Source organism: Gordonia aurantiaca (assembly GCF_039939235.1).
Lineage (GTDB): Bacteria > Actinomycetota > Actinomycetes > Mycobacteriales > Mycobacteriaceae > Gordonia.
The window spans coordinates 20,051-46,430 of the sequence record NZ_JBDUUF010000013.1 but is presented as its reverse complement, the minus strand read 5'-3'; the positions used below and the strand labels follow the sequence as shown (position 1 = coordinate 46,430).

The 26,380-nt window shown below is 69.5% G+C and carries 25 protein-coding genes; 12 read left to right on the top strand and 13 right to left on the bottom strand.

The annotated features are described in order from the left end of the window. The first annotated feature begins 9 nt into the window (after positions 1-9). The 3 genes from ABFT43_RS20300 to ABFT43_RS20290 all read left to right on the top strand — a co-directional run bounded on the left by ABFT43_RS20300 (position 10) and on the right by ABFT43_RS20290 (position 2,189). Positions 10-513, top strand: coding sequence for an RrF2 family transcriptional regulator (locus ABFT43_RS20300; RefSeq protein ID WP_347962125.1), 504 nt, complete (start codon positions 10-12; stop codon positions 511-513). A gap of 63 nt (positions 514-576) precedes the next feature. After that, positions 577-1,758: an FAD-binding oxidoreductase gene (locus tag ABFT43_RS20295; protein WP_347962086.1), complete on the top strand. Its 1,182-nt coding sequence runs from the start codon at positions 577-579 to the stop codon at positions 1,756-1,758. Beyond that, the gene (locus ABFT43_RS20290; RefSeq protein ID WP_347962085.1) at positions 1,755-2,189 is read left to right on the top strand and encodes a hypothetical protein; all 435 of its coding nucleotides are present in this window, start codon (positions 1,755-1,757) and stop codon (positions 2,187-2,189) included. Before ABFT43_RS20295 ends, ABFT43_RS20290 begins: the two co-directional genes overlap by 4 nt. Positions 2,190-2,222: 33 nt before the next feature. Here ABFT43_RS20290 and ABFT43_RS20285 read toward each other — a convergent pair whose 3' ends face one another. After that, positions 2,223-3,596, bottom strand: a complete 1,374-nt coding sequence (locus ABFT43_RS20285) for an FAD/NAD(P)-binding protein (RefSeq protein ID WP_347962084.1) — start codon at positions 3,594-3,596, stop codon at positions 2,223-2,225. Between the two features lie 253 nt (positions 3,597-3,849). On the opposite strand from ABFT43_RS20285, the gene ABFT43_RS20280 reads away from it, so the two are divergent. From ABFT43_RS20280 to ABFT43_RS20265, 4 genes are all read left to right on the top strand, one after another. Continuing rightward, positions 3,850-5,421, top strand: a complete 1,572-nt coding sequence (locus ABFT43_RS20280; RefSeq protein ID WP_347962083.1) for a hypothetical protein — start codon at positions 3,850-3,852, stop codon at positions 5,419-5,421. A 29-nt stretch (positions 5,422-5,450) separates the two neighbouring features. Then, positions 5,451-6,449: an alpha/beta hydrolase family protein gene (locus ABFT43_RS20275; RefSeq protein WP_457590197.1), complete on the top strand. Its 999-nt coding sequence runs from the start codon at positions 5,451-5,453 to the stop codon at positions 6,447-6,449. Between the two features lie 148 nt (positions 6,450-6,597). Beyond that, positions 6,598-7,290, top strand: coding sequence for a response regulator transcription factor (locus tag ABFT43_RS20270; RefSeq protein ID WP_347962082.1), 693 nt, complete (start codon positions 6,598-6,600; stop codon positions 7,288-7,290). Next, the gene (locus ABFT43_RS20265; protein WP_347962081.1) at positions 7,287-8,639 is read left to right on the top strand and encodes a sensor histidine kinase; all 1,353 of its coding nucleotides are present in this window, start codon (positions 7,287-7,289) and stop codon (positions 8,637-8,639) included. The genes ABFT43_RS20270 and ABFT43_RS20265 overlap by 4 nt, the downstream gene beginning before the upstream one ends. Positions 8,640-8,694: 55 nt before the next feature. Here the strand turns inward: ABFT43_RS20265 and ABFT43_RS20260 are convergent, their stop codons facing one another. Then, positions 8,695-9,021, bottom strand: coding sequence for a hypothetical protein (locus ABFT43_RS20260; RefSeq protein WP_347962080.1), 327 nt, complete (start codon positions 9,019-9,021; stop codon positions 8,695-8,697). 200 nt (positions 9,022-9,221) lie between these two features. Continuing rightward, positions 9,222-10,256, bottom strand: a complete 1,035-nt coding sequence (locus ABFT43_RS20255) for a cupin domain-containing protein (RefSeq protein ID WP_347962079.1) — start codon at positions 10,254-10,256, stop codon at positions 9,222-9,224. Between the two features lie 274 nt (positions 10,257-10,530). On the opposite strand from ABFT43_RS20255, the gene ABFT43_RS20250 reads away from it, so the two are divergent. Both ABFT43_RS20250 and ABFT43_RS20245 read left to right on the top strand, forming a co-directional pair. Next, on the top strand, positions 10,531-11,985 hold the full coding sequence (locus tag ABFT43_RS20250) for a purine-cytosine permease family protein (protein ID WP_347962078.1): 1,455 nt from the start codon (positions 10,531-10,533) through the stop codon (positions 11,983-11,985). 81 nt (positions 11,986-12,066) lie between these two features. Continuing rightward, on the top strand, positions 12,067-12,867 hold the full coding sequence (locus tag ABFT43_RS20245; protein WP_347962077.1) for an SDR family oxidoreductase: 801 nt from the start codon (positions 12,067-12,069) through the stop codon (positions 12,865-12,867). A 13-nt stretch (positions 12,868-12,880) separates the two neighbouring features. Here ABFT43_RS20245 and ABFT43_RS20240 read toward each other — a convergent pair whose 3' ends face one another. Then, positions 12,881-13,840, bottom strand: a complete 960-nt coding sequence (locus tag ABFT43_RS20240) for a phosphotriesterase family protein (protein ID WP_347962076.1) — start codon at positions 13,838-13,840, stop codon at positions 12,881-12,883. Positions 13,841-14,017: 177 nt separating this feature from the next. Between ABFT43_RS20240 and ABFT43_RS20235 the strand changes: the two genes are divergently transcribed. Then, entirely contained in the window at positions 14,018-14,560 is a 543-nt protein-coding gene (locus ABFT43_RS20235; protein ID WP_347962075.1) for a dihydrofolate reductase family protein, read from the top strand. 21 nt (positions 14,561-14,581) lie between these two features. Here the strand turns inward: ABFT43_RS20235 and ABFT43_RS20230 are convergent, their stop codons facing one another. The 8 genes from ABFT43_RS20230 to ABFT43_RS20195 all read right to left on the bottom strand — a co-directional run bounded on the left by ABFT43_RS20230 (position 14,582) and on the right by ABFT43_RS20195 (position 22,313). Continuing rightward, positions 14,582-15,874 carry a TY-Chap domain-containing protein gene (locus ABFT43_RS20230; RefSeq protein WP_347962074.1) on the bottom strand — a complete coding sequence of 431 codons (1,293 nt, stop codon included), beginning with the start codon at positions 15,872-15,874 and terminating at the stop codon, positions 14,582-14,584. A 141-nt stretch (positions 15,875-16,015) separates the two neighbouring features. After that, the gene (locus ABFT43_RS20225) at positions 16,016-16,813 is read right to left on the bottom strand and encodes a hypothetical protein (RefSeq protein WP_347962073.1); all 798 of its coding nucleotides are present in this window, start codon (positions 16,811-16,813) and stop codon (positions 16,016-16,018) included. A gap of 125 nt (positions 16,814-16,938) precedes the next feature. After that, positions 16,939-18,108 (bottom strand): TY-Chap domain-containing protein, encoded by a 1,170-nt coding sequence (locus tag ABFT43_RS20220; RefSeq protein ID WP_347962072.1) that lies wholly within the window; start codon positions 18,106-18,108, stop codon positions 16,939-16,941. A 744-nt stretch (positions 18,109-18,852) separates the two neighbouring features. Continuing rightward, on the bottom strand, positions 18,853-19,020 hold the full coding sequence (locus ABFT43_RS20215; protein WP_347962071.1) for a DUF6777 domain-containing protein: 168 nt from the start codon (positions 19,018-19,020) through the stop codon (positions 18,853-18,855). After that, positions 19,017-19,139 carry a hypothetical protein gene (locus ABFT43_RS20210; RefSeq protein ID WP_347962070.1) on the bottom strand — a complete coding sequence of 41 codons (123 nt, stop codon included), beginning with the start codon at positions 19,137-19,139 and terminating at the stop codon, positions 19,017-19,019. The genes ABFT43_RS20215 and ABFT43_RS20210 overlap by 4 nt, the downstream gene beginning before the upstream one ends. Beyond that, positions 19,139-20,662, bottom strand: a complete 1,524-nt coding sequence (locus ABFT43_RS20205) for a flavin-containing monooxygenase (RefSeq protein ID WP_457590196.1) — start codon at positions 20,660-20,662, stop codon at positions 19,139-19,141. The genes ABFT43_RS20210 and ABFT43_RS20205 overlap by 1 nt, the downstream gene beginning before the upstream one ends. Positions 20,663-20,976: 314 nt before the next feature. Further along, on the bottom strand, positions 20,977-21,630 hold the full coding sequence (locus tag ABFT43_RS20200; protein ID WP_347962069.1) for a fasciclin domain-containing protein: 654 nt from the start codon (positions 21,628-21,630) through the stop codon (positions 20,977-20,979). Positions 21,631-21,737: 107 nt separating this feature from the next. Further along, a complete protein-coding gene (locus ABFT43_RS20195) occupies positions 21,738-22,313 on the bottom strand; it encodes a DinB family protein (protein ID WP_347962068.1) in 576 nt (191 codons plus the stop codon). Positions 22,314-22,701: 388 nt separating this feature from the next. Here ABFT43_RS20195 and ABFT43_RS20190 point away from each other — a divergent pair, with 388 nt between their 5' ends. Beyond that, on the top strand, positions 22,702-23,331 hold the full coding sequence (locus ABFT43_RS20190) for a pyridoxamine 5'-phosphate oxidase family protein (RefSeq protein WP_347962067.1): 630 nt from the start codon (positions 22,702-22,704) through the stop codon (positions 23,329-23,331). A 260-nt stretch (positions 23,332-23,591) separates the two neighbouring features. On the opposite strand, the gene ABFT43_RS20185 is transcribed toward ABFT43_RS20190, so the two are convergent. Beyond that, on the bottom strand, positions 23,592-25,205 hold the full coding sequence (locus ABFT43_RS20185) for an AMP-binding protein (RefSeq protein WP_347962066.1): 1,614 nt from the start codon (positions 25,203-25,205) through the stop codon (positions 23,592-23,594). 96 nt (positions 25,206-25,301) lie between these two features. Here ABFT43_RS20185 and ABFT43_RS20180 point away from each other — a divergent pair, with 96 nt between their 5' ends. Further along, positions 25,302-26,105, top strand: a complete 804-nt coding sequence (locus tag ABFT43_RS20180; RefSeq protein WP_347962065.1) for a helix-turn-helix transcriptional regulator — start codon at positions 25,302-25,304, stop codon at positions 26,103-26,105. The last annotated feature ends 275 nt before the right edge of the window (positions 26,106-26,380 follow it).

Here is a 26,380-nt window from a genome sequence, read left to right as displayed (position 1 = left end):
ACTTGCGGCATGCAGCTGACGCGCTTCACCGACATCGGCCTCCGCGTCGTGATGCGGCTCGCCGTGGCTGCCGAACAGACCTCTGCCCCGGTCGCTCTCACCACCAAGGACCTCGCGGCCGAACTGTCCGTCCCGTACACGCATGTCGCCAAGGTCGTCGGCAGGCTGTCGGAGATGGGCGTCGTGCACGCGCGTCGAGGACGGGCGGGCGGGCTCACGATCACCGACCTCGGACGCGAGGCGCGCGTGGGCTGGCTCGCCCGTTCCCTCGAAGGTGACGGCGAGGTCGTCGACTGTGAGGGACCACAACCGTGTCCGCTCCGGGCCGGGTGCCGGCTGCGCAGAGCGCTCGCCCGCGCGGTCCGGGCGTTCTACGACAGTCTCGACGGCCTCACGGTGGCCGAACTGGCGAAGGAGCCGACCTCGGCGGTGTTGCTGTCGCTGTCACCGAGGGTTCCCGACCCGTCGGCCGGGGGCCCCGTGGCCGACGTGGTGCCGGCAGCCGACTCGTAGCCACCCAAAGACCACCGGCAACCGCCGGTTCATCACCCATGAGCAGTGAACAAAGGAGTTCTCATGCTGTCCGACACCCAACGCGCCACCATCGCGGCCACCCTGCCCGCCGTCGAGGGCGCACTCGGCGAGATCACGCCCCGCTTCTACCGGGGGCTGTTCACCGCGCATCCGGACCTGCTCGACAACCTCTTCAACCGTAGCCACCAGAAGTCGGGTGAGCAGCCGCAGGCCCTGGCCGGATCGATCGCCGCATTCGCCCGCCTGCAGCTCGAACCCGACGTGAGGCGGCAGCGGTTCATCCTCGACCGCATCGCCCACAAGCACGCCTCCCTGGGCGTCACCGCGGCCCAGTACGACGTCGTGCACGAGCACCTGTTCGCCGCCATCGTCGACGTCCTCGGTGAGGCCGTCACCCCGGAGGTCGCCGATGCCTGGGACCAGTTGTACTGGGACATGGCCGATCTGCTGATCACGAAGGAATCCCGGCTCTACGACGACGCGGGTGTCCCGGGCGGGAACGTCTGGCGGCGGGCGCGGGTCGTCGAGCGCACCCAGGTCTCGCCGGACACCATCGCCCTCACCCTCGCCGCGGTCGACGGCGAGCTACCGGGTTTCCGTCCCGGACAGTACATCTCGGTCCAGGTCCCGCTGTCCGACGGCGCCCGCCAGATCCGGCAGTACAGCCTCACCGGTTCGCCGGCCGAACCCACCTGGCGCTTCAGCGTGAAGCTCGCCGGCGAGGTGTCGGAGCACTTGCACGAGCACGTCTTCGAGGGTGATGTACTCGACGTCAGCACCCCGTTCGGCGACCTGGTCCTGCCCGACGACGACGCGCCGCTGCTGCTGGCCTCGGCCGGGATCGGCTGCACCCCGGTCATCGGCCTGCTGACCGCGCTGTCGGAGAAGCGCGACGACCGCCCGGTCACCGTGCTGCACGCCGACCGGTCGCGCAACCGGCAGCCGCACCGCGGAATGCTTGCCGCACTGGTGGACTCGCTGCCCTCGGGCACGTTGATCCAGTGGTACGAGAACACCTCGCCCCATGTCGTGTCGGACACCGTCCGCGTCGGCCAGATGTCGCTCGACAACGTGGAGATCCATCCCGACTCCCACGTCATGCTCTGCGGCCCCGGCGGATTCCTGTCGTCGATGCGGGACGCCTTCCTCGACCGTGACATCGACGAGAGCCGCATCCATTACGAGACCTTCGGTCCCGAACTGCTGCGGACGGGTGCGCGATGAGCACCGCCGGAGCGGTCGTCACCGCGGCCACGTTCGTCTGGCTCGGTATGGTTCTCGCCATCTCGTTCCTGGAGGCGCCGCTGAAGTTCCGGGCTCCCGGCATCACCTTGCCGCTCGGCCTGGGCATCGGCCGGATCGTCTTCCGCGCGCTGAACGCGGCCGAATCCGTATGGGCAGTGGTCATCCTGGTCGCGGTCATCCTCGGAAGCCGGGCCGGGGTGGCCGTGCCCATCGCCGCCGGGATCGCCATCGGGACGCTCGTCGTCCAGCTCGTCGCGGTCCGGCCCGTGCTCACCAAACGGTCCGACGCGGTGCTCGCCGGTCACGACGGCCCGCGCAGCTCGGCACATCTCGTCTACGTGGCGATCGAGGTGATCAAGGTGGCCGTCCTGATCTGGCTCGGCGTCGCGGTGCTGGTCAGCGCGACCTGACCCGGACCCGAGCACGCGACGGAGCGGAGTCCCTCACCGGCGCACGGCGTCGAGGAGGGACTTCGCCACGTCGCGCGCCTGCTCCCGGATCTCCGGGATCGCGGTGGTCTCCCACAGCTCGCCGCGCCGGAGCGAGCCCAACGCCCAGATCGGACCCGGCCGACCGTCGGCGTCGAGCACGCGGCCGTCGTCGGTGAGCAGTCCGAGCCCGAGCGAGTCGGTGCGGGCCAGCCCGCCGGCGAAGAGCGAGTCCAGCACGGGATTGCCCAAGCGCCGCAGATCCGTCCGGGGCCCGGTGCAATTGACGACGTAGGCGTAAGTGCGTTCGTAGGTGCGTTCGTCGTCTCCGATGCGCACGGTGATCGCGTCGGTCGTGGCGTCGACGTCGGTGACCCGTCCGGACCGCACCGCCAGGCGCCCGGCCGCGCGGGCCTCGTCGACGAACACACCGCTCGACGGCGGCATCCGGTGCCGGTGAACACCCCAGTGTCCGGCCAGTTCCCGCGCGAACGTCGCGCGGTCGTCGTCGTTCAGACGGCGCCACAGCTCGGCCACCCGATAGCGCACACCGTCGACGCCGGGCCGCCAGTTGCCGAGGAGCCGTTCGGCTCTCGCGACATGCGTGGCGACCGCGGCCCGGATCTCGTCGAGACTGTCACCCCAGGTCGAGATGTCCGGGACGACCTCACCGAGGTAGCGGTCCGCGTGGCGACGCGGGAGCCGGCCGCCCCGCGAGATCGCCTCGACCCGACGATCCGCGCCGGAGCCCAGCAGGCTGATCGCCACGTCGATCATGGTCAGCCCGGTGCCGACGACCAACACGTCACCGTCGTCGGCGAGGACCTCATCCAGTGCGCCCGGCTGCCACGGATCCCCGATGTAGCGGCGGACGCCGGTCAGGTCGCAGGGCGCCCAGTCGTCCCCGACGCCGGACAGCCCGGTCGCCAGCACCAACCGATCCGCGTCGACCGCGGATCCGTCCGCGGTGTCCACCCGCACTCCGTCGCGGGCCGCCTCGACGCCGGTCGCGGTGGACCGTATCCGCGAAAGCCGGAGGCGGTCACCGGCGTCGGCGAGTGCCGCGTCGAGCCGGGCCCGCAGGTACCGCGCCCACTGCATGCGCGGCGCGAAGAAGTAGGTGGCGCCGTCGCGCGGCGTCAGGCCCTCGGCGACGCACCATTCCACGAAGTCGAACCGCTCCTCCGGGACCACCGACATCCCCGACGCCGGCACGTTCAGCAGGTGCGCCTCGTCCGTCGTCCCGAACGCCGGACCGGTCACCGCGTCGAGCGGATCCACCACGACGATGTCGAGCGGCTCCGAGGCAGGTCGGTCCGCGGCGAGTCGAGCGAGGTGTAAGACAACGAGCGAGCCGGCAGCGCCCGCCCCGATCACGGCGACGCGCATCAGATCCACCCCCGGACAACGTGGCGAGGTGCGTCGGCGGCGATTCGTTCGGACACCGGTACTTCATATCGGAAACACCGGCCCGGTCCGCGGATCAGGGAGCCACCGATGTGGCAGCGGCGACACCCCACTCGGACGACCGGCACGACCGTCGCGCAGCCCCACCGCCAATTCCGGGCCGTCGACCCCAAGGCGCATGCCATGTCCCCACCGGACGGCGGGGATTGCACCTTTTGTCGGTTAATGTTTTGCAATGCGAATCGGGAAGCGGTGTACTCGCAGGTCAGCACGTCTTTCTGCGATCGGTCTCGCACTGGCCGCGACGGCAACGCTCACCGTCGGCGGAACGGAGCGGGCCGCGGCGGTCCCCCTCGTCGACCCGACCGACGGCAAGGTCGTCGCACATTCCGCGTTCGACGTGAAGCGCGACGGCTTCTCCTTCGAGAACTGGGGTCCGGATGACGGTCTCCACCGTCGCGGCGTCACCGTCGAAGGTCTTCGCGCGGTCTTCGGAGACGAGGTGTGCGCCCGCATCGTGGCCGGCATCTGCTCGCCGACGACCGTTGCCGAACTCATGCAGGAGGAGTTCAACGCCTCGATGAGCGGCGGGCACTGCTTCGGCATGGCGGCCCTGGCCGGTCTGTACTCCACCCGCCGACTCGAGAAGTTCCCGCTGGCCATGCCGTGGCAGACCGTCTACGACATGCAACCGTCGGGTCCGCTGGACGAGCTGATCTCCCGCCTCTTCATCACGCAGGCCTTCGCGCCTACGACCGCGGCCATGTCGGAATCCTCGGTGGCCGAGACGGTGTCGAGATTGCGTGCGGCGTGGGCGCGCGGGGACAACCACATTCTCGCGATCTTCACCGACGACGCGCAGGAGGAGGGCCACGCGGTCACCCCGATCGCGCTCCGCGACCTCGGTGACGGCAAGTACGGCATCGTCATCTACGACAACAACTTCCCGGGTGTGGAGAAGATGATCGTCGCCGACGCCGAGGCCGACACCTGGTACTACTCGACGGCCACCAAGCCGTCCGACCCGATCATGCTGTTCCAGGGATCTCCGAAGAACAGGATGGTCCTGGTACCGCTGTCGACGATCCTGAAGCGTCACGTCGACCCCGATCTCGGGTCCGAGGACACCTTCGTCGTCGTCTCCGACACCAACGGCGGCGCGCGGGGCCGCGGCGACGTCGACTGGAAGGTCCGCGTCACCGACCTGTCCGGCAACCCCATCCCCGGCGTCGACCGGGACGTCCTGTTCAACAACGACAACACCGCACGATTCGCCGTCCCCGCCGGCAAGCGTTTCCGCATCGTGATCGACGGTGTCTCCGCCGGGCAGACCGCCGACATCCGCGCTGCGGCGTTCAGCGCCGGCGGCGCCGTGGGCGTCAACGATCTCGAGGTCCCGTCCGGGGCCGCCGCAACGATCGACGTCGACCCCGTGCGCCACGCGATGGGCGTGACCTCGTCGGCGCCGACGACCACCGGTTTCCAGATCGTGACCGAGGATTCGCTGCGGTCGGTGAGCGTCGAGACGTCCCAGCTTGCGGTCGGTCCCGACTCATCCGCGTCGGTCGGCGCGACCTCGGCGGCGGGGGTGTCCGTGCAGACCACCGGCCGCGCGCAGAAGGTCCGGCTCGCGGTCGAGCGCAGCGACACCTTCGCCGACCGCTACGCGGCCACCGGCACGCCGGTCACCCTTCGGCCGGGTGCGAGCGTCGATGTGCCGGTTAACATCTGGACCGGATGGACGCCGCTCGAAGCGACCGTCCACGCGGGTGCGGCCACCACGCGCGTACCGCTGACCGTCAAGTGAGGGGGCACAGGGTGATTGCGTCATCGACGGTGAATCGACCCCGACGATCGGGTGCGGTCGTCGGGCTGCGGCTGCTCGGCGTCGTGTCCGTGGCGGTCCTCGGGCTGACCGCGTGCGGCGGATCGGGTTCCGACCCGGCGTCACAGGGTGGTGCGAATCAGGCTGCTGCACAACAGCCGACGCCGTCGGAACCGGTCGAGGTCCTCGACGAGATCACGGTCCACCGCCTGCAGTACCCGACCGAGAACGCCGACCCGAAGCAGAATTGGGCCGAGCTCTACCTGCCGGCCGGCGAGCAGCGCGTCGACTCGATCCCGCTCGTGGTCCTGATCCACGGCGGCGCGTGGCAGAGCCGGCTCGGCGCCGACGTGTTCGAGCCGCTCGCCCGGGATCTCGCCGAACGCGGCATGGCCGTCTACAACATCGAGTACCGCCGCGTCGGTTCCGGCGGAGGGTGGCCGACGACCTTCCGTGACGTCGCCAACGCCCTCGACCACGTCACCGTGGTCGACCGGCGGTTCCCGCAGCTGACCACCGACGACGAGCTCGTGGTCGGGCACAGCGCGGGCGCCCAGCTCGCGGTGTGGGGCGGTACCCGCCACAAGCTCGACGACGACGAGGTCGGCTCGCGGCCCGAGTTCCGGCCGACCCGCGTGGTGTCCCTCGCCGGTCCGCTCGACATGGTCTACGCCGCCACCCACGGCGACGACCGCATCGTCAAGGTCCTCGGCGGCAGCCCGAGCCAGGTGCCCGACCGCTACACGTCGGTGGATCCGATCCAGAACATCGACCCGGACACCCCGGTCGTCGCGATCCACGGCACCGCCGACCGGATGGTGTCGCCGGAGAACTCACGACGCTACGTCGACGCCGTGTTGAAGCAGGGCGGTGAGGCGAAGGCCGTGCTCATCCCGAACGGCAACCACGGGTCGATCGTCACGGCCACCGCCCCCGAGTACCCGAAGGTCCTCGACATCATCACCGACGCGTCGGCGGCGGACATCGACGACGTCGACGACGTGAAGTAGTAGAACCCGCCGGGAGTTCCCTCGTCGGCCGGATCTGCGACCGAATTGCGACACGGTTGGTTCGCGATCGGTGACAAGATCGTGCCGTGGTGGTGATCGGCCCGCCTAGCGTGGCGGCGGCTCATGATCTGCGAACGGAGGGAACCCGGTGGCCACTCTACTGCTCATCGAGGACGACGAGAGGATCGTGGAGGGGTTGTCCCTCGCGCTCGAACTGCTCGGCCACTCGGTGTCGCACCTCCCCGGTGCCTGCGCCGATCTCGAGGATCGCGTCGCGGCAGCCGATGCGGTGCTGCTCGACCTGGGCCTCCCCGGCGACGACGGCTTCGCGATCTGCCGCCGGATCCGCACCACGAGTCCGGTGCCCGTCATCATCCTCACGGCCCGTTCCGACGACGTGGACACGGTCGCGGGCCTCGAGGCGGGCGCCGACGACTACGTGGTCAAGCCGGTGAGTCCCCGGGTACTCGATGCCCGCATCAAGGCCGCGATGCGGCGCGTGGTCCACGCCGAGACGCCGGGAGCGACCGTCGTCGAGGCGCCCTCGCGTGACACCGGCATCGTCGTCGACCCGGTCGTCGCGGAGGTCTTCCGGGACGGGGAGCCCCTGCCGCTCACCCCGATCGAGAAGCGACTGATGTTCGCCTTCGACGATCACGTCGGCCAGGTCCTCAGTCGTGAGCAGCTGCTGGCCATGGTGTGGAACCAGGACTTCCTCGGTGATTCACGTCTGGTGGACAACGCCATCCTCCGGCTGCGCGGAAAGCTCGACCGTCCCGGCGAGGAGACCCGCATCGAGACCGTCCGGGGGTTCGGCTACCGGTACCGGGGAGATCGGTGAGCCTCCGCCTGCGGGTCATCCTCGGGACGATTCTGAGTGTCTGCGCGGCGGTGCTGGTCACCGGTGGTGCATCGGCACTCCTGGTGCGGGACTGGGTGTATCAGGATGCGCAGGAGTCGGCGCTGGCGGTGTTCCGGCAGGAGATGTCGGCCTTCGACGACGATCGGCCCCTGAACGAACTGAACCCCGACTGGGCGCTGCTCGTCGACGGCCGGGTGGTCCGGTCCGGCGACGGGGTGGCCGCCGCGGTGTCGGCCGAGATGGACGAATCGCTGCGGGACGTGCACATCGGCTACCGGTTCACCAGGCTCCCCGGGCGCAGGGTGCTGATCGGTCACTCGTTGCCGGCGAGGGTGCTGCCCGAGGGCGTCGACGCGGCCACGGTGTACACGATCTCGCCACTCGCCGACGTCTCGGACCGGTTGCAGAAACTGGGACTGCTCATCGCGCTGTTCTCGGTGGGCGGCATCGTCTTCGGCGGCATCGTCGGTCTCGTCCTCGCACGTCTGCTCACGCGGCCGCTGGCGCGATTGCGGGAGTCCGCCGCCGCGGTCGTCGCCGGCGCCGACGACGCGCGTCTGCCCTCGACGTCGGTGTCCGAGCTGCGGGACGTGACCGACACGTTCAACGCGATGCTCGACCGCAAGGCCGAGGTGATCGCCATGTTGAGCCGCGAGGAGGAGCGGTCCCGCCGGTTCGTCAGCGACGTCTCCCACGAACTGCGCAGCCCGCTCGCGGCGCTCGTCCCGGCGGCGGAGGTACTGCGCGAGCACGGTCCGCACGACGGCGCGACCGGGCGCGCTGCCCGCCTGGTGGGCCAGGAGATCGACGCACTGGCCGCGCTCGTCGAGGATCTCCTCGAGATGACGCGCCGCGACGCCGGGATCGCCGAGATCCGGCCCGAGACGGTCGACCTGACCGCGCTGGTCCGCCAGGCGCTCGATCGTCGCGGGTGGTCGTCGGTCGTCGTCGACGGCCCGCAGGTGTCGCTCCGGACCGATCCACGACGTGTGGTCGCGGTGGTGACGAACCTCGTGGGAAATGCGTTGCGCCACGGCGAGGGACCGGTCACGGTGTCGGTCGGGACGGTGTCGGCCGGGACCCCCGGGCGCGGCGCCGAGGTGCGGGTGACCGATCACGGCCCGGGGGTTCCGCCCGGCCACGAGGAGCCGATCTTCCGGCGGCTCCACAAGGTTGCCGAGGCGCGTACCCGCAGTGGCGGCGTGGGTCTCGGGCTGGCGATCGCGCGGGAGAACGCCCAGCTGCTCGGCGGGGACGTGCGGTACTCCCGCGAGGGCGATCTGACGGTCTTCACCGCGCACTTCGCCGAACTCCCCGAGGAGGCCTGAGCACCGGCGCGGGGTCACGTGCGCAGACCCCGCGCCGGTGAGTGGCGCGCCGGGGTCACTCGGGGTACTTGGCCTTCAGGTCCGCGACGATCGCGTCGTACCGCGGCGATTCCGGGTTCACGAACGCGATCCGTTGCGCGAGCGTGAGCCCCGGCGCGTAGATGTCGACCGGCGCGCACGCCTCCACACCGGGCGGCATCGGCTTGCTCGTGCCGTCGGGGTTGACGAACTCGAGGCAGCTGGGCACGTTGTCGGGGCCGTTCGCCGGCTGGCCGGATGCGGTGCCGGCGGCCACGAACACCCCCGTCAGTGCGCCGGCGGCGACCGCCGTGCCGGCGAGGGCGGACAGGATCTGCTTGGTGTACGGGACAGTCATCTGCATGGTTGTCTCCTTGTTGGTCGGCCGCCCGGTGTTGAGCGGCACCGACGAGGGTGGTCGGACCATGTCTCCGCCCTGTCCCGACGAGGGAGCAAATCGCCACCGACTCCGTACCGGCGAGATGCCGACCATGCCCGGCGTGCCGGCGACGTTTGGTCGCCACCGGTTCGTTGTCCGTTGTGCCGCCTGTCCGTTGTGCCCTCCTACCGGTTCCGCCGGCGCACGATCAGCGGATCGATCGGGGTGAACGGGAACGCGGGCAGTTCGCTCTCCGGGATGTCGAACGTGGCGGCGAGCACCTCCCGCGAGAACGCACTCGCGGTGGCGCGGTAGCCGATGTCGTCGGGCGTCGGCTGGTCGAAGAAGATGACGAAGTGAAAACCCTCGTCGCCGAGGACCTCGATGTGATGCGGGTAGGCGCGCGGGACGAAATACAAGTCGCCGGTGCGCAACTCGTACTCGTCGCAGGTCAGGTCGGGGTCGAGGACCCGCATCCGGGCGGCACCGCTGACGACGTATCCCATCTCGGCGGTGACCGGGTGCCAGTGGGGTTCGCGCATCCCGTCGTCGGCGACACGCAACGAGTACATCGAGATGTCGTCGAGCGCCGCCCAGAACTGTCTGCGCGCGAGGTGCGCCGAGCCGTAGGCGTAGGAGAGGGGGGCGACCTGACCCTCGACGTCGAAGAGGTGGGCGTTGGGGAGCCGGTCGGTCACCGTGGGTGTGGTCCCGTTGCGCCGAGACACGATCTGCTCCGCCGGCGGACGACGGAATCCCGCGAAGGCCGACGCGGCGAGGTCGTAGGTATTGCCGAGCACTTCGTCGGTCATCGCGGACATGCTGTCGCGCAGCGAGAAGTGCCGCGGCCGTGCGCTTCGCAGGGCGAGGACGATCTCCGCGGTGTCGTCGCCGACGTTCTCGATGTGGTAGACCGCGCCCGACGGCACGTGGTACATCTGGCCGGCGTCGACGACGAACGAGCTGAACTCGTCGGCGTTCCCGAGCATCGCGACGAGGACCTGCCCTCGCACCACGTACGCCAACTGGTTGGCGTCGACGTTCCACTGCGGTTCCCGCATCGCGCCGGGGTGCAACACGATCCGCTTCGCCGAGAGACGGTGGAGGATCGGCAGTGCGTCGGCATCGACCGCCTGCACGCTGCCCAGGTCGTTCTCGAAGACCGGGCCCGCGCCGCCCAGCGACGTCATGTGCGGTGAGGTCGGTGCGGGACCCGTCATCGGCCCAGTGTGACACCGCGCGTGCGGTCCGGGGAGGCAACGGCGGAATGCCGTCTGATCAGGGGAAAGGAGTCGAGGACCCGGTGACCGGGCGTTGTCGTGCGAACCGGCCGACCACCAGACAGAATGTCCATCATCGATGCTGACGGCCGAGCAATCTGTATGTGTCGCCGGGTGGCAGCGACCGACCACGATGAGTGTTCAGCGCACCGGCGCGCGAGCACGTATCAACCATGACCCGAACTTCGGGCCAACAGACCCCTGGACGGATCCCATGACCGCACTCGACGCCGCGACCTCTTCGGCTTCCGGCCCGAACCCGCTCGAGCGGTTCGAATCCGAGCTCGAACCCATCCCCGAGTCCGCCAAGACCCACGATCTGCGCGGACAGTTCTGGATCTGGGCGGGCGCCAACATCGCCCCGATCAACTGGGTGCTCGGCGCCCTCGGCGTGCAGATGGGTCTCGGCCTGTGGGAGACGGTCGCGGTGCTCGTCGTGGGCAACCTCATCGGCATGTCGATCTTCGGGACCTTCGTCATCATCGGCCAGAAGACCGGCGTCACCGGGATGGTGCTGTCGCGCGCGGTGTTCGGACGCCGCGGCGCCTACGTGCCGGCCGCGGTGCAGGCGCTGGTCTGCATGGGGTGGTGCGCGGTCAACACCTGGATCGTGCTCGATCTGGTGATGGCCCTGCTCGGCGAACTCGGCGTCGTCGACCCCGATCTGGACAACAACGCCGCCAAGATCCTCGTCGCGGCGATCATCATGGTCGTCCAGGTGACGATCGCGTGGTTCGGCTACCGGGCCATCTCCGCTTTCGAACGCTGGACCGTACCGCCGACCGTCGCGATCCTGTTGCTGATGACCCTGGTCGCCTCGATCGGCCTGGACGTCAACTGGGGTCAGGGCACCGCACCCGATCTGACCGGCTCCGCCCACTTCGGCGCGATCACCGCGGTGATGACCGCGATCGGGATCGGCTGGGGGCTCACCTGGCTGGGCTACGCCGGTGACTACTCCCGTTTCGTGTCACGAGAAGTGCCGTCCCGCAGGCTGTTCCTGGCCAGCGCCCTCGGCCAGTTCATCCCGGTCATCTGGCTCGGCGTCCTCGGTGCCTCCTTGGCCACGCTGAGCGACTCGACCGACCCGGGACGGATCATCGTCGACGCGTACGGTGCTCTCGCGCTGCCGGTCCTGCTCCTCGTGGTGCACGGTCCGCTGGCGACCAACATCCTCAACGTCTACACCTGCGCAGTGTCGACGCAAGCGCTCGACATCCACGTCCACCGTCGCGTCCTCAACGCGATCATCGGCGTCGTGTCCATGGCGATCGTCGTCTACTTCGTGCTCAACAGCGACTTCGCGACCACCATCGACAGCTGGCTCGTCGGCATCGTCGGGTGGCTTTCCCCCTGGGGCGCCGTCGTTCTCGTGCACTGGTTCGCCGTCGCGCGTCGAGAGATCGACGCCCCGTCGTTGTTCGCGAAGCCGGCGGACAGCCCGTTGCCGATGGTCCGGCCGACCGCGCTCGTCGCACTCGCGCTCGGCATCGTCATGACCTGGATGTTCATGTACGGCATGCTCGAGGTCATGCAGGGACCCGCGGCGGTCGCCCTGGGCGGCGTCGACCTGTCGTGGCTGGCCGGTGGCCTCACCGCGGGCCTCGGCTACTGGCTGATGGAGACGGCTCGGGCGAAAAAGACCGGCGACCAGGCGATTTCGTTGTGACCTCGCGGCCGACCCGCTGAGACCTGCCCCACACCGCTCTGGTAGGACTCTTAGCGAAGGTGAACGATCGAAGGAGATCGAATGGACGTCGCGGGCAAGGTTGCCATCGTCACCGGTGGTGGAGGCGGGATCGGCGGTGCGCTCGCGCACGCCCTGGTCGAGGCGGGGGCCAAGGTCGTCGTCACCGACCTCGACGACGCGTCGGCGCAGCAGGTCGCGGCCGCACTCGGTGACTCCGCGGTCGCCATCGCAGGTGACGCGTCGGACGAGGGCCACATCGACGCGACGGTCCGCCTCGCGGTGAAGGAGTTCGGACCCGTCGATCTCTACTTCGCGAACGCCGGCATCGGCCGCGGCGGAGGGCTCGACACCGAGGAGTCGATGTGGGATCTGGCCCTCGACGTCAACCTGCGCGCGCACATCCGGGCGGCGCGGCGAATGGTCCCCGAGTGGATCGAGCGCGGCGGCGGTTACTTCGTCAGCACCGCGTCGGCGGCGGGGTTGCTCACCCAGATCGGCAACGCCCCGTACTCGGTCTCCAAGCACGCCGCGGTCGGGTTCGCCGAATGGCTCAACATCACCCACGGCGACGACGGGGTGCGGGTCAGCTGCCTGTGCCCGATGGGCGTCGACACCAAACTGCTGCGCCCCGAGGATGATTCGGTCACCGCCGATCAGCAGCTGATGCGCAAGGCCGTCGAGACCGCCGGTGCGGTGCTCACCCCCGGCGAGGTGGCCGCGATGGTGCTGGGCGCCGTCGCCGAAGAACGGTTCCTCATCCTGCCGCACCCCGAGGTGCTCGACATGTACCGGCAGAAGGGCGCCGACTACGACCGCTGGCTGCGCGGCATGCGGCGCTACCAGCGGTCGCTGAAGGGCTGAGAACCCGTCCGACCTACTCGAAGTACCGTCGGGGAACGTCGACGAGCATCGTGGTGATGTCGTCCTCGCTCACCCCGCGCTCGCGCAGCGCGGGCAGTACGTCCTCGCTGATGTGGCGGTAGTTCCACTTCGGCAGGGTCTGGACCTTGGCGTCGTGGTCGAACCAGTCGATGAAGCACGACGCGTCGTGGGAGAGCGCCATCCGGTCGGCGTAGCCGCGCCTGCAGAGTTCGGCGACGGTGTCGACGCGATTCTCGAAGGGCAACAACAGATCCAGGCCGAAACGATCCATGCCCAGGATCGACCCGGCGTCGGCGAGCTGCATCAGGTAGTCGAGGTCGACGCTGTCGCCGGAGTGCCCGATGACCACCTTGGTGAGATCGGCACCCTCTTCGGCGAGGATCTTCTGCGCGACGAGCCCGGACTGCGTGTGCGGGTTGGTGTGGACGGTGATCGGGGCGCCGGTCTCGGCACTGGTGCGCCCGACCGCCCGCATCACCCGCTCGACCCCGGGTGTCAGGCCCGGCTCCTCGATGGCGCACTTGAGGAACGCCGCGCGCACTCCGGTGTCGGCGATGCCCTCGGTCAGGTCCTTGGTGAACAGCGTGACCAGCGGCTCCGGGACGTCGAACAACAGTCCGGGGCCGGCGTAGTGGAACTGGAACGGGATGTCGTTGTACGTGTACAACCCGGTCGCGACGACGATGTTGAGGCCGACCTGTTCGGCGATCCGCCTGATCCGCGGGATGTAGCGGCCCAGGCCCAGCACCGTCGGGTCCAGGATGGTGTCGATCCCCAGCTGCTTCAGCTCGGTCAGTGCGGCGACGGCCTCGGCGACCTTGGCGTCCTCGTCCCAGTCGTCCTGGTAGTTCTGCCGGTACTCCTCACCGACGATGAAGATGTGCTCGTGGACGAGCACTCTGCCGAGATCCCCGGAGTCGACGGAACCGTTGACGGTGTGGACGGTGGCCATGACGAACCTCCTGAACCGGGTCGCTGCGCTGCGCCTGTTGCGCCGAACGATAACCGAACGGCCCCGTGGCGCGGGCTGTTTCGGCGCAGACGGTGCATCGCTCCGATGAGTTCCGGCGTTGTGTCGGGTCTGTCACCGTGAGCCACGATCAATAATGCGAGCGTGAGGAGACCACTCATGGGCAAGATCCACGTCCACGAATTCATCACCGTCGACGGAAGCTACGAGGATCCCGGGTTCACGATGCCGTACGGATTCACCGAGCGGATGGGTGAGGTCGTGGGCGGGATCACCGACGCGTGCGACGCAATCCTGCTCGGCCGCAACACCTTCGACATGTTCGCTCCGGCCTGGTCCGCGCGCACCGTCGACGACGACCCCGGTGCGCCGTTCTTCAACGACACCCCGAAGTATGTGGTCTCCTCGACACTCACCCGGGCCGAGGGCTGGCAGAACTCGGAGGTCCTCGGTCCGTATGACGCGGCCCGGATCGCCGAGCTCAAGAACTCACACGACCTCTACGTCAGCGGTAGCGGCACGCTCGTCCGGGCGTTGCTGCGGGACGAGCTCGTCGACGAGCTGCACCTGCTCGTCTACCCGGTGGTCCTCGGGACAGGTGCTCGCCTCTTCGACGGGCTCGCCGGCGTCCCGCTGACGCTGGTCGGTTCCGAGGCCTTCGACAACGGGGTGGTCCACCTCTCCTACGCGTCCACCACGTGAGCCCCCGGGTGCGGCACGCGATCAGGTGAGTTCCATCGCGCTGAGGAGCAGCTGCGCGATCTCGGCGTAGGCGCGGTGCTCGGCCATGCAGAACGCGATCTCCTCCTCGCCCAGCTCGGCCTTGCGGGCGGACTCCAGGTTGTTCATCCACTCGCGCATCTCGGTGGCGCAGATGTCGAAGTACTCGTGTACCCGTGCCGGATCGCGCTGGCAGGCGACCAGCACCGTGTTCGGCGACAGCGTCGACCCCGGACGCTTCTGCTTGGCCCGCACCAGCGCCCGCAGCACCGCGGGCAGGCGCTCCCCGCGACACCGCAGCGGCGAATGCCGGCCCTCGAGCCGGGCGATCATCTCGCCGCGCGCGGTGCGGGTGAACTCGTCCCAACGGCGTAGTGCGACCTCGAGATTCGCGGGGCTGAACACCGCGACGTCGATTCGGCGCTGCGCATAGACGAGCCCGTTCTTCACCACCACAGAGATCTCCGGCCAGCGCGGCGAGAACTCGGTGACGAGGAGTCCGAGCACCGACGGTGGCGGCACCGTCGAACTCAGGATCGTCACGATCTCCAGCGCCTTCGCGTCGCGCGCCGGGCGCATCAGCGTCGTGACCGAGGAGCGCAGGAAGATCGCGTTGCGGGGACTGATCACGATCGGCCGGCCCGCCGCGGCCATCGCCGCCCGGACCAGCTCGACGAGATGCTCCACCGACCGCGGCGCCACCCCGTCGTCGACCGGTGCATCGAGCGGCCTCGGCAGGGGAGCGAAGCGGATCGTGTCGGCATTGGTCTGCGCGTCGGGGTCGGTCCGGGGGTCGAGAGCGTGTGCGCCCGGCGAGCCCTCGTGCGCGACGGCACCGGTGTCGAGGGGGCCCGTCGTCTCCAGGTCGGCGTTCGGGATCAGCTGATGTCGGGCGTAGGACGGGTCGCCGATGCTCACGAACGACGGGTGGATGACACCCCACACCTCGCGCAGCGCCCGCACCGCCGCCCGCGCGAGGTCGACGTGCACGCGCGCATCGACCTCGTAACAGAACGAACTGCGTCCCTCCAGGCGGCACCAGCCGCGGTCGATGATGTGCGTCGCCTGACGCATCCAGCGGTCCTTGTCGGTCCACGTCAGGTCGCCCGCGGAGATGGTGCAGCGCAGTCGCCCGGGGCCGGCCACCGCGAACGTCATCCGGCGGCGCCAGCCGCCAGCCGCGGCCTCCATCACGGTGAGTGTCTGTCCCGGGGCGAGACGGAGTGCCCGCGCCGCCAGGGTGTCGGTGAAGTCCCGCCATGCCGCTTCGACGACGGCATCGAAATCGGGGGACATCCGTGCTCCTCGCTGTGTGCGGTCTGGACGATCTCGGGGGTTCCGGCGGGGTCGGACGCCGGTCGGCGCACCCGCGGGATCCGAATACTACGACGCCGTCAGGACACCTGCGTGAGATCTCACCGAGGGCGCCGGTCGCCCCTACAGGGGCGACGAGTGCACCGGGTTCTCACTGTAGGTCGGATACCACGGCAGCCGACGGTGGATGTAGTCCACCGAGGTCAACGGGCGTCGCCGGAGCGGGCCGCCGGTCAACGCCCGCCACATCACGGAGTTCACGATCCGCACCGCCCCCGACCGCGAGAGGGTGGGATGCCACGTGTCGGCCGATTCGAGCGGGCCGAGCACCCGCGTCGGCGCGGACCGCGGCGTCGCCCGCGCCCGTTCGGCCCGCGAGATGTCGCACAGCACGCAGTCCTGCGGACCCGAGGTGTGACGACGGCGTCGCGCCCAGGCGTCGGCGCGCATCGGGACGACGGTGAACTCCAGGAGCCGGCCGCGAGGGTCGGCGCGCGCGCAGGCGCGGGTCGACGGTGCGACGAACTGCCGATGGCCGCCGCTCGGTGTCCGGTACCAGGCGAGCGCCGGCTGCGTCGGCACCTCGATGTAGTCGTCGGCGGCGAAGTCGGGCCGCCCGGTGAACGTCGCGCCGGTGATCGCGTTGATCCCGTCGATCGCGACCATCACCAGGAACGGGTGCTGGTGCGGGGAGCTGAAGTCGATCCACAGCGCCTCCGACTGCCACATCGGGATGACGGCGTCGGCGTCGCCCGTAGGGGAGCCCTGCGCCAGGTCCAGCATCGTGTCGGAGGTCAGTTTCGGCAGGTCGCGGGCACCGGAGATGCGCGGGGCGCGCCGGAACGTCACGTGGAGTCGGGCGTCGGAACCGAGATCGGGGAATGCGAAGGTCAGCGTGCGACGGTCGGTGATGAGCGTCATCGGATGCTCCGATCGGTGTCGGGCCTGATCACCCGGGGATCCCCTACCGATATAGCGCACCTGCCGGGTCCTGACCCCCGAGACGGGACCAAATCGTCCGCGTGGACTACCTCACGACGCAGGCGTCACTTGGCGGTGGGACGCCGATCCGGGACGTCGTCGGAGAGCACCACGACGCGTAACGCCGCGCGCAGGTTGTGCGTGGTGGCCCGCCATGCGTCGGCCTCGTGGCGGCACGCATCGGCCTCCGCCGAGTCGGCGGCCGCGGCGGCGTCGACCGCGGAACGGCGCCAGGAGAGGTACTGCTCCTCGCAGGTGTGGATGTACGACAGGATGTCGGCCTGGCTGTAGCGGCAGATCTTGGCGACCTCGCGGGCGCTGAGGGACCGGCCGTCGGGGTCGAGTTCGAGCAGGGTCTGCAGCGCGTCGGGCAGGCGGTCGTCGGTCTCGGCGCGCACCGGCTCGCACTGCGTGATCTGGTCGATGACCTTGGGGGCGCAGTCGGCGAGGAAGCCGAACCACTCGGCGAGCGCGGCACTCAGGTTGTGCGGGTGGTAGACGGCGCACTCCAGGGTGAGGGTCGCGAACACCTCGTCCTGCAGCAGGTGCAGCCGCACCGCCGAACCCATGGTCGGTTGCGCGGCGACGACGTCGGCGGCGTGTCGCCGGTCGGCGATGTCGCCGGCGAGTCGGGCGAAGAACTCCAGTCGCGGCGAGTCGGTGCGAGGGCTCAGCCATGACGACACCGGTTTGGTCGGGAGCGCGATGTCGCCGTCGGCGTCGGTCTGGATCTCGCAGCCGGTGAGGTCCTCGAGCGAGCTGACCAGCAGCGCACGCAGGTGATCGGCGTCATGCGGCTGGACCGCGACCTCGATCTGCGGCTCGGTCCGCGGGGCCGGCGTGTGGTCGAGGAACGCGGGGTGCACGACCTCCCACACCGTCCGCAGGGTCGCCACGGCGGCCTGGGCGAGTTCGTCGACCCGACGGCGGCCGACCTCGTAGATGTGGGTGCCGTTGCGCAGCCGCCGCCAGCCGATCGCCCGGAGCATCTCGAGATGCTCCAGGAAGTACTCCTCGGTGGGATGCAGGTCGGAGTCGTCCAGCGTGCAGCGCAGGCGGTTGGCGCCGGTGACGGTGAAGACCAGCTTGCCGTGCGGTCCCTCGGGGATCTCGGGGTCCTGCTGGATGGTCAGTGTCGATCCGGGCCGGAGACCGGCGAGGCGGTCGCCGACGTGATGCTGGAAGCGGCGCCAGGAGTCGTCGATGTTCGAGTCCACGGTGAAGTCGGTCGTCATTCGACTTCCTTTCTCCTGCGCCGTACTTGCTGCGCACAGTGGTGCGGGGTGTGAGCGGGTGCCGCGGGGGAGGCGGCGGGGTTCGCCGCGCGGAGCGGCTGGTTGCCGGTCACGTCGATGCGTGTCCTGGGGTGGGGCGTACGCGTGGCGGACGGGCGAATCTGCCTCGGGTTCAGGTTATGTGACCGACACGACATTGTTGGTCGGTTGATCAGACCGATCCCACGATCGTCTGATCGAACGGTACCCCGAGAGGAGGGTTACGTCCGAGTCAGAAAACGGTTTTCCCACGGAGCCGGGGGCTCGGTGCGGCTCGAGTGCGGTCGCATCGCTCACCCTGCGGGCCCGGCCGGGGGTGTTTCCCCAGGATTCTGCGGCTCCGGTGGCGGCTCGTCCGTCGGTTCGGTGTACTCGGTCGTCTCACTGGTCTGCGGCGGCGTCTCCGAGTGGGTTTCCACCGGGGGCGGCGGACCCGGACTCGCCCGCGCCCGCCGGGTCCGACGAATCCGACGACCCGGCCGCCGGGGTGTGGCGGCGGGTGCGCCGATCGGCAGCCCGTTGTCGGGCCACCCGGTCGTCTCGGGACCGGCAGCCGGGTCACGAGGTCCAGGATCTGCAGAACCGGCGCGTTCTGATCGCCGGCGACCGGGACGCCGGCCGGGGTCCCGGTCGGCGGCGGTGACGTGCTGGTCGGCGTAGGCGAGCGGGCCATCGATCGGATCCGGTAGCCGGGCCACGGTTGTCCTACGAGCTCGTATCCGCCGAGGGGCGCGGCCGGGGGCGCGCGAGTGGGTTGCCGCACGAGCACATCGCCCGCGGCACGCCGTCCTCGTCGACGTACACCGCGGTCGCGCGTTGCAGGACCGATTGGAACGGCTCGGCGCGCCCCGTCGGGTAGCTGTGCTTGGTCACCCGGGTGTCGCGGTGAGCACCACCGGGGTGAGCGTGTCGAGGTGTTGCGGGATCGCCGCGGTGCCGACGCCGAACACGCTCGCCCACGCGGTCGCCGTGGCCGGATCCGGCCTCGACATCAGCTCTCGGGGCCGCCCCGGACGCGGCCGAAGACCAGTGAGTCCTCGATCTTCCCGATGCGGTGATCGAGGGCGTCGCGGTAGTAGTTGTGCCGCACCCTCCAGTGCCCGCGCGTCCCCGATTTGGGCAGCGCCTCCGGTGACCGTTCGACATATCCGGCCTTCAGATCCCACAGCGGTCGGGCTCGCATCGGTTCCGGCCCGAGGTGGGGGTAGGCGTGGGTGTGGCCATGGTCGCGCATGTACTTCACCAGGCTCGCCACCGATCGCGCGGTCATGTCCGCCCGCAGCGTCCACGACGCGTTCGTGTAGCCCACCGACCACGCCAGGTTGGGGACGTCCTCGAGCAGGTGGCTCTTGAACACGAACCGGTCGTGCGGCTTCACCTCGTCACCGTCGACACGCAGGCGCGTGCCGCCGAACCCGAGCAGCTGCAGGCCGGTGGCGGTGACGATGACGTCGGCGTCGAGGTGCCGGCCCGACACCAGCCTCACCCCGGTCTCGTCGAACCGGTCGATGTGGTCGGTGACCATCTCGATCCGGCCCTCGGTGATCCCGTTGAAGAGATCGGCGTCGGGCACCAGGCACATCCGCTGATCCCACGGGTTGTAGGTGGGGTTGAAGTGGATGTCGATCGGATAGTCGTCGGGGAGGTTGGCCGAGACATTCGCGCGCAACATCTTTCGGCCCAGCTTGGGGAACCTGTGGGTCAGGTGCACGATCGCGGCGGTCTGCGTGGCGTAGCGGAAGCGGATCGCCTGGTGGGCGGCCTTCGGGGGTAGTACGCGTTTCAGGAACGGTGCGAGGTACTGCTTCTGCTTCGACGAGAAGATGTACGAGGGTGACCGTTGCAGCATCGTCACGTGCGCAGCCTTCTCGGCGAGGCTGGGGATGAGGCTGACGGCGGTCGCGCCGCTGCCGATCACGACGATCCGCTTGCCGCGGTAGTCGAGGTCCTCCGGCCAGTGCTGCGGGTGCACGATCCGGCCGGTGAACTCGTCGGCACCGGTGAAACGCGGTGTGTAGGGTTTGTCGTAGTCGTAGTAGCCGGTCGCGAAGACGACGAAGCGGCTGCGGTGTGTCTCGTGGCGCGTGGTCTGACCGTCGGTCACCTCGACGTCGAACGTCCAGGTGTCGGTCGTCGAGTCCCAGTCCGCGGTCAGGACGTGCCGGGAGAACCGGATGTGGTCGGCGATGTCGTACTTCTGCGCGGTGTGCTCGATGTAGTCGCGGATGTCGGCGCCCTCGGCGAGCGCGGCCGTCTTCGGCCAGGGCTCGAAAGGGTAACTCAGCGAGTAGATGTCGCTGTCGGAGCGGACGCCCGGATAGCGGAAGAGGTCCCAGGTGCCGCCGATCCGTTCGCGGCGTTCCAGGATCAGGTAGTCGACGTCGGGATTCTGCTCGCGGAGCCGGTAGGCGCAGTCGATGCCGGACAGTCCGGCGCCGATGATGATGACGTCCCGCAACCCGGCGGCGGGTCGATCGTCGGATCGGGCGTCGTCGATGGCGTCGATCTCGGTCACACGGACCTCCTCGGTGGGGTGCCTCGATGCTTGCCATCATGCAACAAACGTTGCCGGGTGTGAACGGAATCACTGCGAAAGGTCTCGGCCATGGCGTCGGCCGGACGAGGTCAAGCCGGCCCCCCGAACCCGCGTCGTTGCGGGGTCGGGGAGCCGGCAAGTCTCGCCGATCAGGTGTACCGGCGGGGGTGCGTCGAAGGATCGTCCCGCCCTCGGAGATCGTGCTCGTCCGCTTTCGGGGCCTGCTCTGACGCCGCCGGTGGGTACCCGTCGGATCGCGGTTCAAACCCGTGTCGGACCACCCGTGTGGTGGGTCACTCCGCCGGCGGGGTGAGCACGGCGTCGATCAGGTACACCTGCGCGTTCTGGGTGGTGACGCCGCCGCAGACGATGCCGGCGTCGTTGGCCTTCAGGTCGTCGCCCGCGCCGCTGACGGTGACCTTCTGCCCCTCGAGGGTGGTGTGCTCGCCGATCGCCTTGTCCGGGGTCGTCTGGCCGTCGACCACGTGGTACGTGAGGATCTCGGTGAGCAGCTCCCTGTCGGTCTTCAGCCGCTCGACCGTCTCCGGCGGCAGCTTCGCGAACGCGTCGTCGGTGGGTGCGAAGACGGTGTACTCACCGGAGTTCAGCGTCTCGACCAGGTTCACGTCCGGGTTGAGCTTCCCGGACAGCGCCGCCGTCAGGGTGGTGAGCTCGGGGTTGTTCGACGCCGCGGTGGCGACCGGCACGGCCGCCATGCCGGCGATCGACGCCGGGGCGGAGGGATTCGCCTCGGCGTAGGCGGCGCATCCGGGCCCGACGAGGTTCGCGGCCGGGTCGACGGCGGCGCTCGAGCTGGTCATTCCGGTTGTGGCGGTGGTGGTCTGGTTCGCGGATTCGGAATCGTCACTCGAACATCCGGCGATCACGCCGACGGCGAGGACCAGTCCGGTCACCGCCCCGGCCACACGGGGAGCACGCTTGATCATCGTTGATCCTGTTCTCTTCGAGAGGGTTTCGGCCGGAGGAGGATCCCGGCCTCACAAGCGCATTCGGGACCGTGTGGGAAGCGGATGGGTGACCGAGGACCGGCAGGTCAGTTCTGCTCCCACCATTCGTCCTCGGCCCACGCCCGGCCCTCGGAGATCGCGGCCATCGTGGTCTGCCCGTCGAGTGCCTCGCGGATGATGTCGGCGTGCCCGCAGTGGTGCGAGGTCTCGCGCAGCAGGTGCAGGATCATGGTGCGGATGCTCACCCACTCGCGCTCCGGCTGCCACGGCGCGGTGGGTTGCGGGATCAGTTCGTCGAGGCTCGCCGCCCCGGCGATCACCCGGTCGAACCCGGCGGCCTGACGGTCGTAGGCCTCCAGCCATCCGGCGAGGGTCTCGCCGTCGGTGAGCCGGTACTCGTCCGCCGCCCGGCTCAGGTCGAATTCCGCGTTCTCGTCGCGCTCGACGATGACCTTCGCGGCGTTCTCCTCGCCGCGCGCGAGGTGCTTGATCAACGACCCGATGGTCAGGGTGCTCACGGTGGTCTGCTTGCGCGCCTGCTCGTCGGTCAGGTTTCGCGCGGTGATCTTCAGCATGTTGCGCTGGTCCTGCAGAAGGGTGAGGAGTTCGCGCTTCTCGCCGGTGACGTCGACGCTCGGTTCCGGGGTGGTGTACGTGCCCATGGTGTGCTCCCTGACTGGTTGCTGATGTGTTGTCGCTGGTGAAGCCCACGCTACGGACGATTGCGGTCAACTGCGGTCCTCGTTCGCGGGGCATCTTCGACGAAGGCGAACGGAGTGATCACGGGTGGCGGATCACCCGGGCCGGCCGCCGCGATCGCCGGGGCCGCAGATCAGTGGGCCGCAGATCAGTGGGCAGCAGCCCAGTGGGCAGCCGACCAGCGGGCATCAGACCGGGCGGCCGGGTCTTCGGACCGCATGGAAGGCCGGGACCTGTCGTGGGCGAGGTCGGCGCGATGACCCGAGCGGCGACCATTGGAGCCTGAAATGGGCGTGGATCCTGACGGAATTCCGTTTGCGCAACAAGTTTTTCGCGCCGATCATGAGTCCCATGACCTCAGTGCTGGACTCCCTGACCCGTAAACCAGATCGTGCCGGCGACCGCGCCATGTTGGACGAGTTGCTCGACGAGGTGATGGTCGGGACGTTGAGCACGGTCGTCGACGGTCTGCCCTGGTCGGTGCCTATGCTGTTCGGTCGCGACGGCGACGACATCCTGCTGCACGGGTCCACCGGCGCCGGTGCGCTGCGGCACGTCGCGGACGGGGCCCCGGTCACCTTCACGGTGTACTCGATGGACGGAATCGTGGTGGCGGACAACCTGTTCGACCACTCCGCCAACTACCGGTCGGCGGTGGTGCGGGGTGTGCCGGACCGGGTCGACGATGCCCGGTCAGTACTGGAACTGTTGTCGGACAAGCTGATTCCGGGCCGGGTTGCCGAGGTGCGGGACATGACGGCCAAGGAGGTGGCGGCCACCCTCGCGATGCGACTGCCGATCGTCGATGGGCAGTGGATCGTCAAGGCGCGCCGGGGTGGGCCGAGTTCGCCGTCGGACGCGTGGACAGGCGTGGTGCCGGTGCGGACCGTCTACGGCGCGCCGGTCACGTATACCGGTGAGACGCCGCCGGAATCGGTGCAGGCGCTGGCAGAATCGGGCGGCACACCGCTGGTGGGGTGAATCGGGGCCGGTAGGGGCCACCGGTCCGGCGGCACATGACCGCACATCGGGGGTCCCGGCCGGCGGGACCTCAGGGGGGCAGGGGCCCCGCCGGCCGAGAGGGTTCGCGTCGTCGCGAACCTCGATCGAGGTGCCCCGGCGAGCTGGTTTGCGACACGCCCGCCCGGGGTCTCGACGGTGACGCGGCCCGGGGGTGGGAGCTCACCCCGGGTCGCGCGCCGGTGCGCCGTGCCGTCGGGATCGCCGCGGCACGACGGGTCTCATCCCTTGCGCAACAGGAATCGCTGGATCTTGCCGCTGGGGGTCTTGGGCAGGGCGTCGACGAAGTGCACCGTCCGCGGGTAGGCGTGGGCGGCGAACTCGGTCTTCACCAGCTGCTGCAGCTCCTTCTCGAGTTCGTCGGTGCCCTCGACCCCCGGGGCGAGGACGACGAACGCCTCGATGACCTCCCCGCGCAGCTCGTCGGGACGTCCGACGACCGCGACGTCGATCACCGACGGGTGCGTGATCAGCACGCTCTCCACGTCGAACGGCCCGATGCGGTACCCGGCCATGATGATCACGTCGTCGTCGCGGGCGCTGAAGTAGTAGCGGCCCTCCTCGTCGGCGCGGCCGGTGTCACCGGTGAGGTACCAGCGGCCGTCCTCGGTGAAGCGGGCGGCGGTCTTGTCCGGGGCGTCGAGATAGCCGGTGAACCACATGAGCGGGCTGGCCGGCACGTCGATGGCGATCTGGCCGTCGACGATGCCGGTGGCGAATCCCGGCATCGGCTTGCCCATCGACCCCGGGACGAGCTCCTCGCGGATGTCGTCGTGCCAGTGGTTGTTGATGAACATGCCGTGTTCGGTCTGGCCGTAGTGGTCGCGCACCTCGGTGCCGAGGGCCTGCTTGGCCCAGCCGATCACGTCCGGGGTGAGCGGCTCGCCGGCCGACGACGCGCGCCGCAGCGTGAAGCCGGAGATGCGCGGGTCCTTGCTCAGCGAGCGGTAGACGGTGGGCGCCGCGGCGAAGTTGGTGACACCGAGATCGGTGAGCACCTGCGCGGTGAGCTCGGGGGAGAAGCCCGCGTGCAGCAGCAGGTTGCGCCGGCCGGTGGCCAGCGGTCCGATGATGCCGTAGTACAGGCCGTAGGCCCAGCCCGGGTCGGCGGCGTTCCAGAAGACGTCGTCCTCGCGCACGTCGAGGCCGTAGTGCATGTAGGCCGAGAAGGACGCGAGGGCCTTGAGTGGGACCGGGACACCCTTGGGGGCGCCGGTGGTGCCGCTGGTGAACAGCAGGATCAGCGCGCCGTCACCGCCGACGGCGACCGACTCGGTGATCGGCTCGTGCGACCGCACGAGGTCCTCGAACCGCAGTGCCGGATCAGGCCCGCTCGCCTCGCTCCCGTCGCCGGAACCGGCGACGATCTTCTCGATGCCGTCGATCCCGTCGAGCTTGGCCGCCTGGCTCGGCTCGGTGATGACGACCTTCGCGTCGCCCGAGCGCAGGCGCATCTCGATGGCCGGGGTGGCGAAGGCGGTGAAGAGCGGGATGTAGACCGCGCCGAGACGGGCGATCGCCAGGAGCGAGACGACCAGCTCCTCGCGCTTGCCCATCAGGACGCCGACGGTGTCGCCGCGACCCACGCCCAGCCCGGCCAGCGCGGCCGCGAAGCGCTTGGACCGCTCGGCGAGCTCGCCGTAGGTGATGTCGGTGGTGATCGGCTTCGGGGCCGAATCCGCGTCGGCGGAGCCCTCGACCTCGATCACCGTGAACGCGACCGCGTCGGGATCGTGGCGGTCGACGAGGAGTGCTGCGGCGTCGGCATCGGCCGCGCCGTAGATCCCCAACCAGCGCTCGATCATGTCGGTCGGGGACAGGGTGGCCTGTGTCATCGTGAACCTCGCTGTGTACTGGGTAAGCTGTGTCACAGTGTGATCAGGCCTGTGAGGCCGTACCACCCTCCGAAGAGGGGGGCGAGTGGAGGTGAGATGCCCGAGAAGGTGAACGGCATCGTCGCCGACGCCATTCGACGCGTCCGGACATCCAGCGGCGTCCCGCTGGCGTTCGCGGGAGTGGTGACCGGACCGACCACCCTTCGGCTGCAGCACTTCGTGGGCAACCACGTGGGCGCGCTGAACGGGCTGTCGGTCGACGTCGGGCATGGTCTCGGCGGCAAGGTCGTGGCCCTCAACAGGCTGCTCGCCGTGGACGACTACCTACGCACCCCGCAGATCACCCATCGCTACAACACCCTCATCGAGCGGGAGGGCCTCCGCGCGGTGATGGCCGCGCCCGTGATCGTCGACCGCACGCCGGTCGCGGTGATCTACGGGGCGATGCACACCCCCACGCCGATCGGCGGACGCATGCTCGACACCCTCGCCGCCGAGGCGCGGGCCGTCGAACAGGAGATCGTCGCCACCCGCGCCCGGCTGGAACACGCCGCCGAGGGCGAGAACGAGATGCGCGACCGGCTGACCGCGGCGTACGCCCGGCTGCGGGACCTGGCCGGCACCGTCGAGGACGCCCGACTCGCCCGGCAGCTCGAGGAGATCACGAACGTGCTGGTCTCGGGGGCCGGCGACGAGGCACCCGCGGTCGAGTTGACCGGTCGGGAGCAGGACGTGCTGTCGCTGGCGGCGCTCGGCTATCCGAACGCGCGCATCGCCGAGGCGCTCGGACTCACCGTCTACACCGTCAAGGGCTACATGAAGGACGCCATGCGCAAGCTCGGGGCATCGTCGAGGCTCGAGGCGGTGGTCACCGCACGCCGCGTGGGCCTGCTGCCCTGACGCCGGGGGATCATCCGTGGAGACATTGGGGGATCGCACCGGTCTTCGCCGTCTGGCGTGACCAGCGTCACGGCGGACGTTCCGGAATAGATCCGGGGTGGAACGCAGTTGAGGTGGCCGACGGTGGCGGATTCAAGCCCCGGGCCTCACCCCTTCGCCGCTTCGAGCGGCCACTCGCCGAGAGGCGCATTGACCGGCATCGTCCACACGTACCGAAGCCGCCGACCCCACAAGGGTCGGCGGCTTCGGGCGTTTTCGGGTGTCTGCGACGGGCA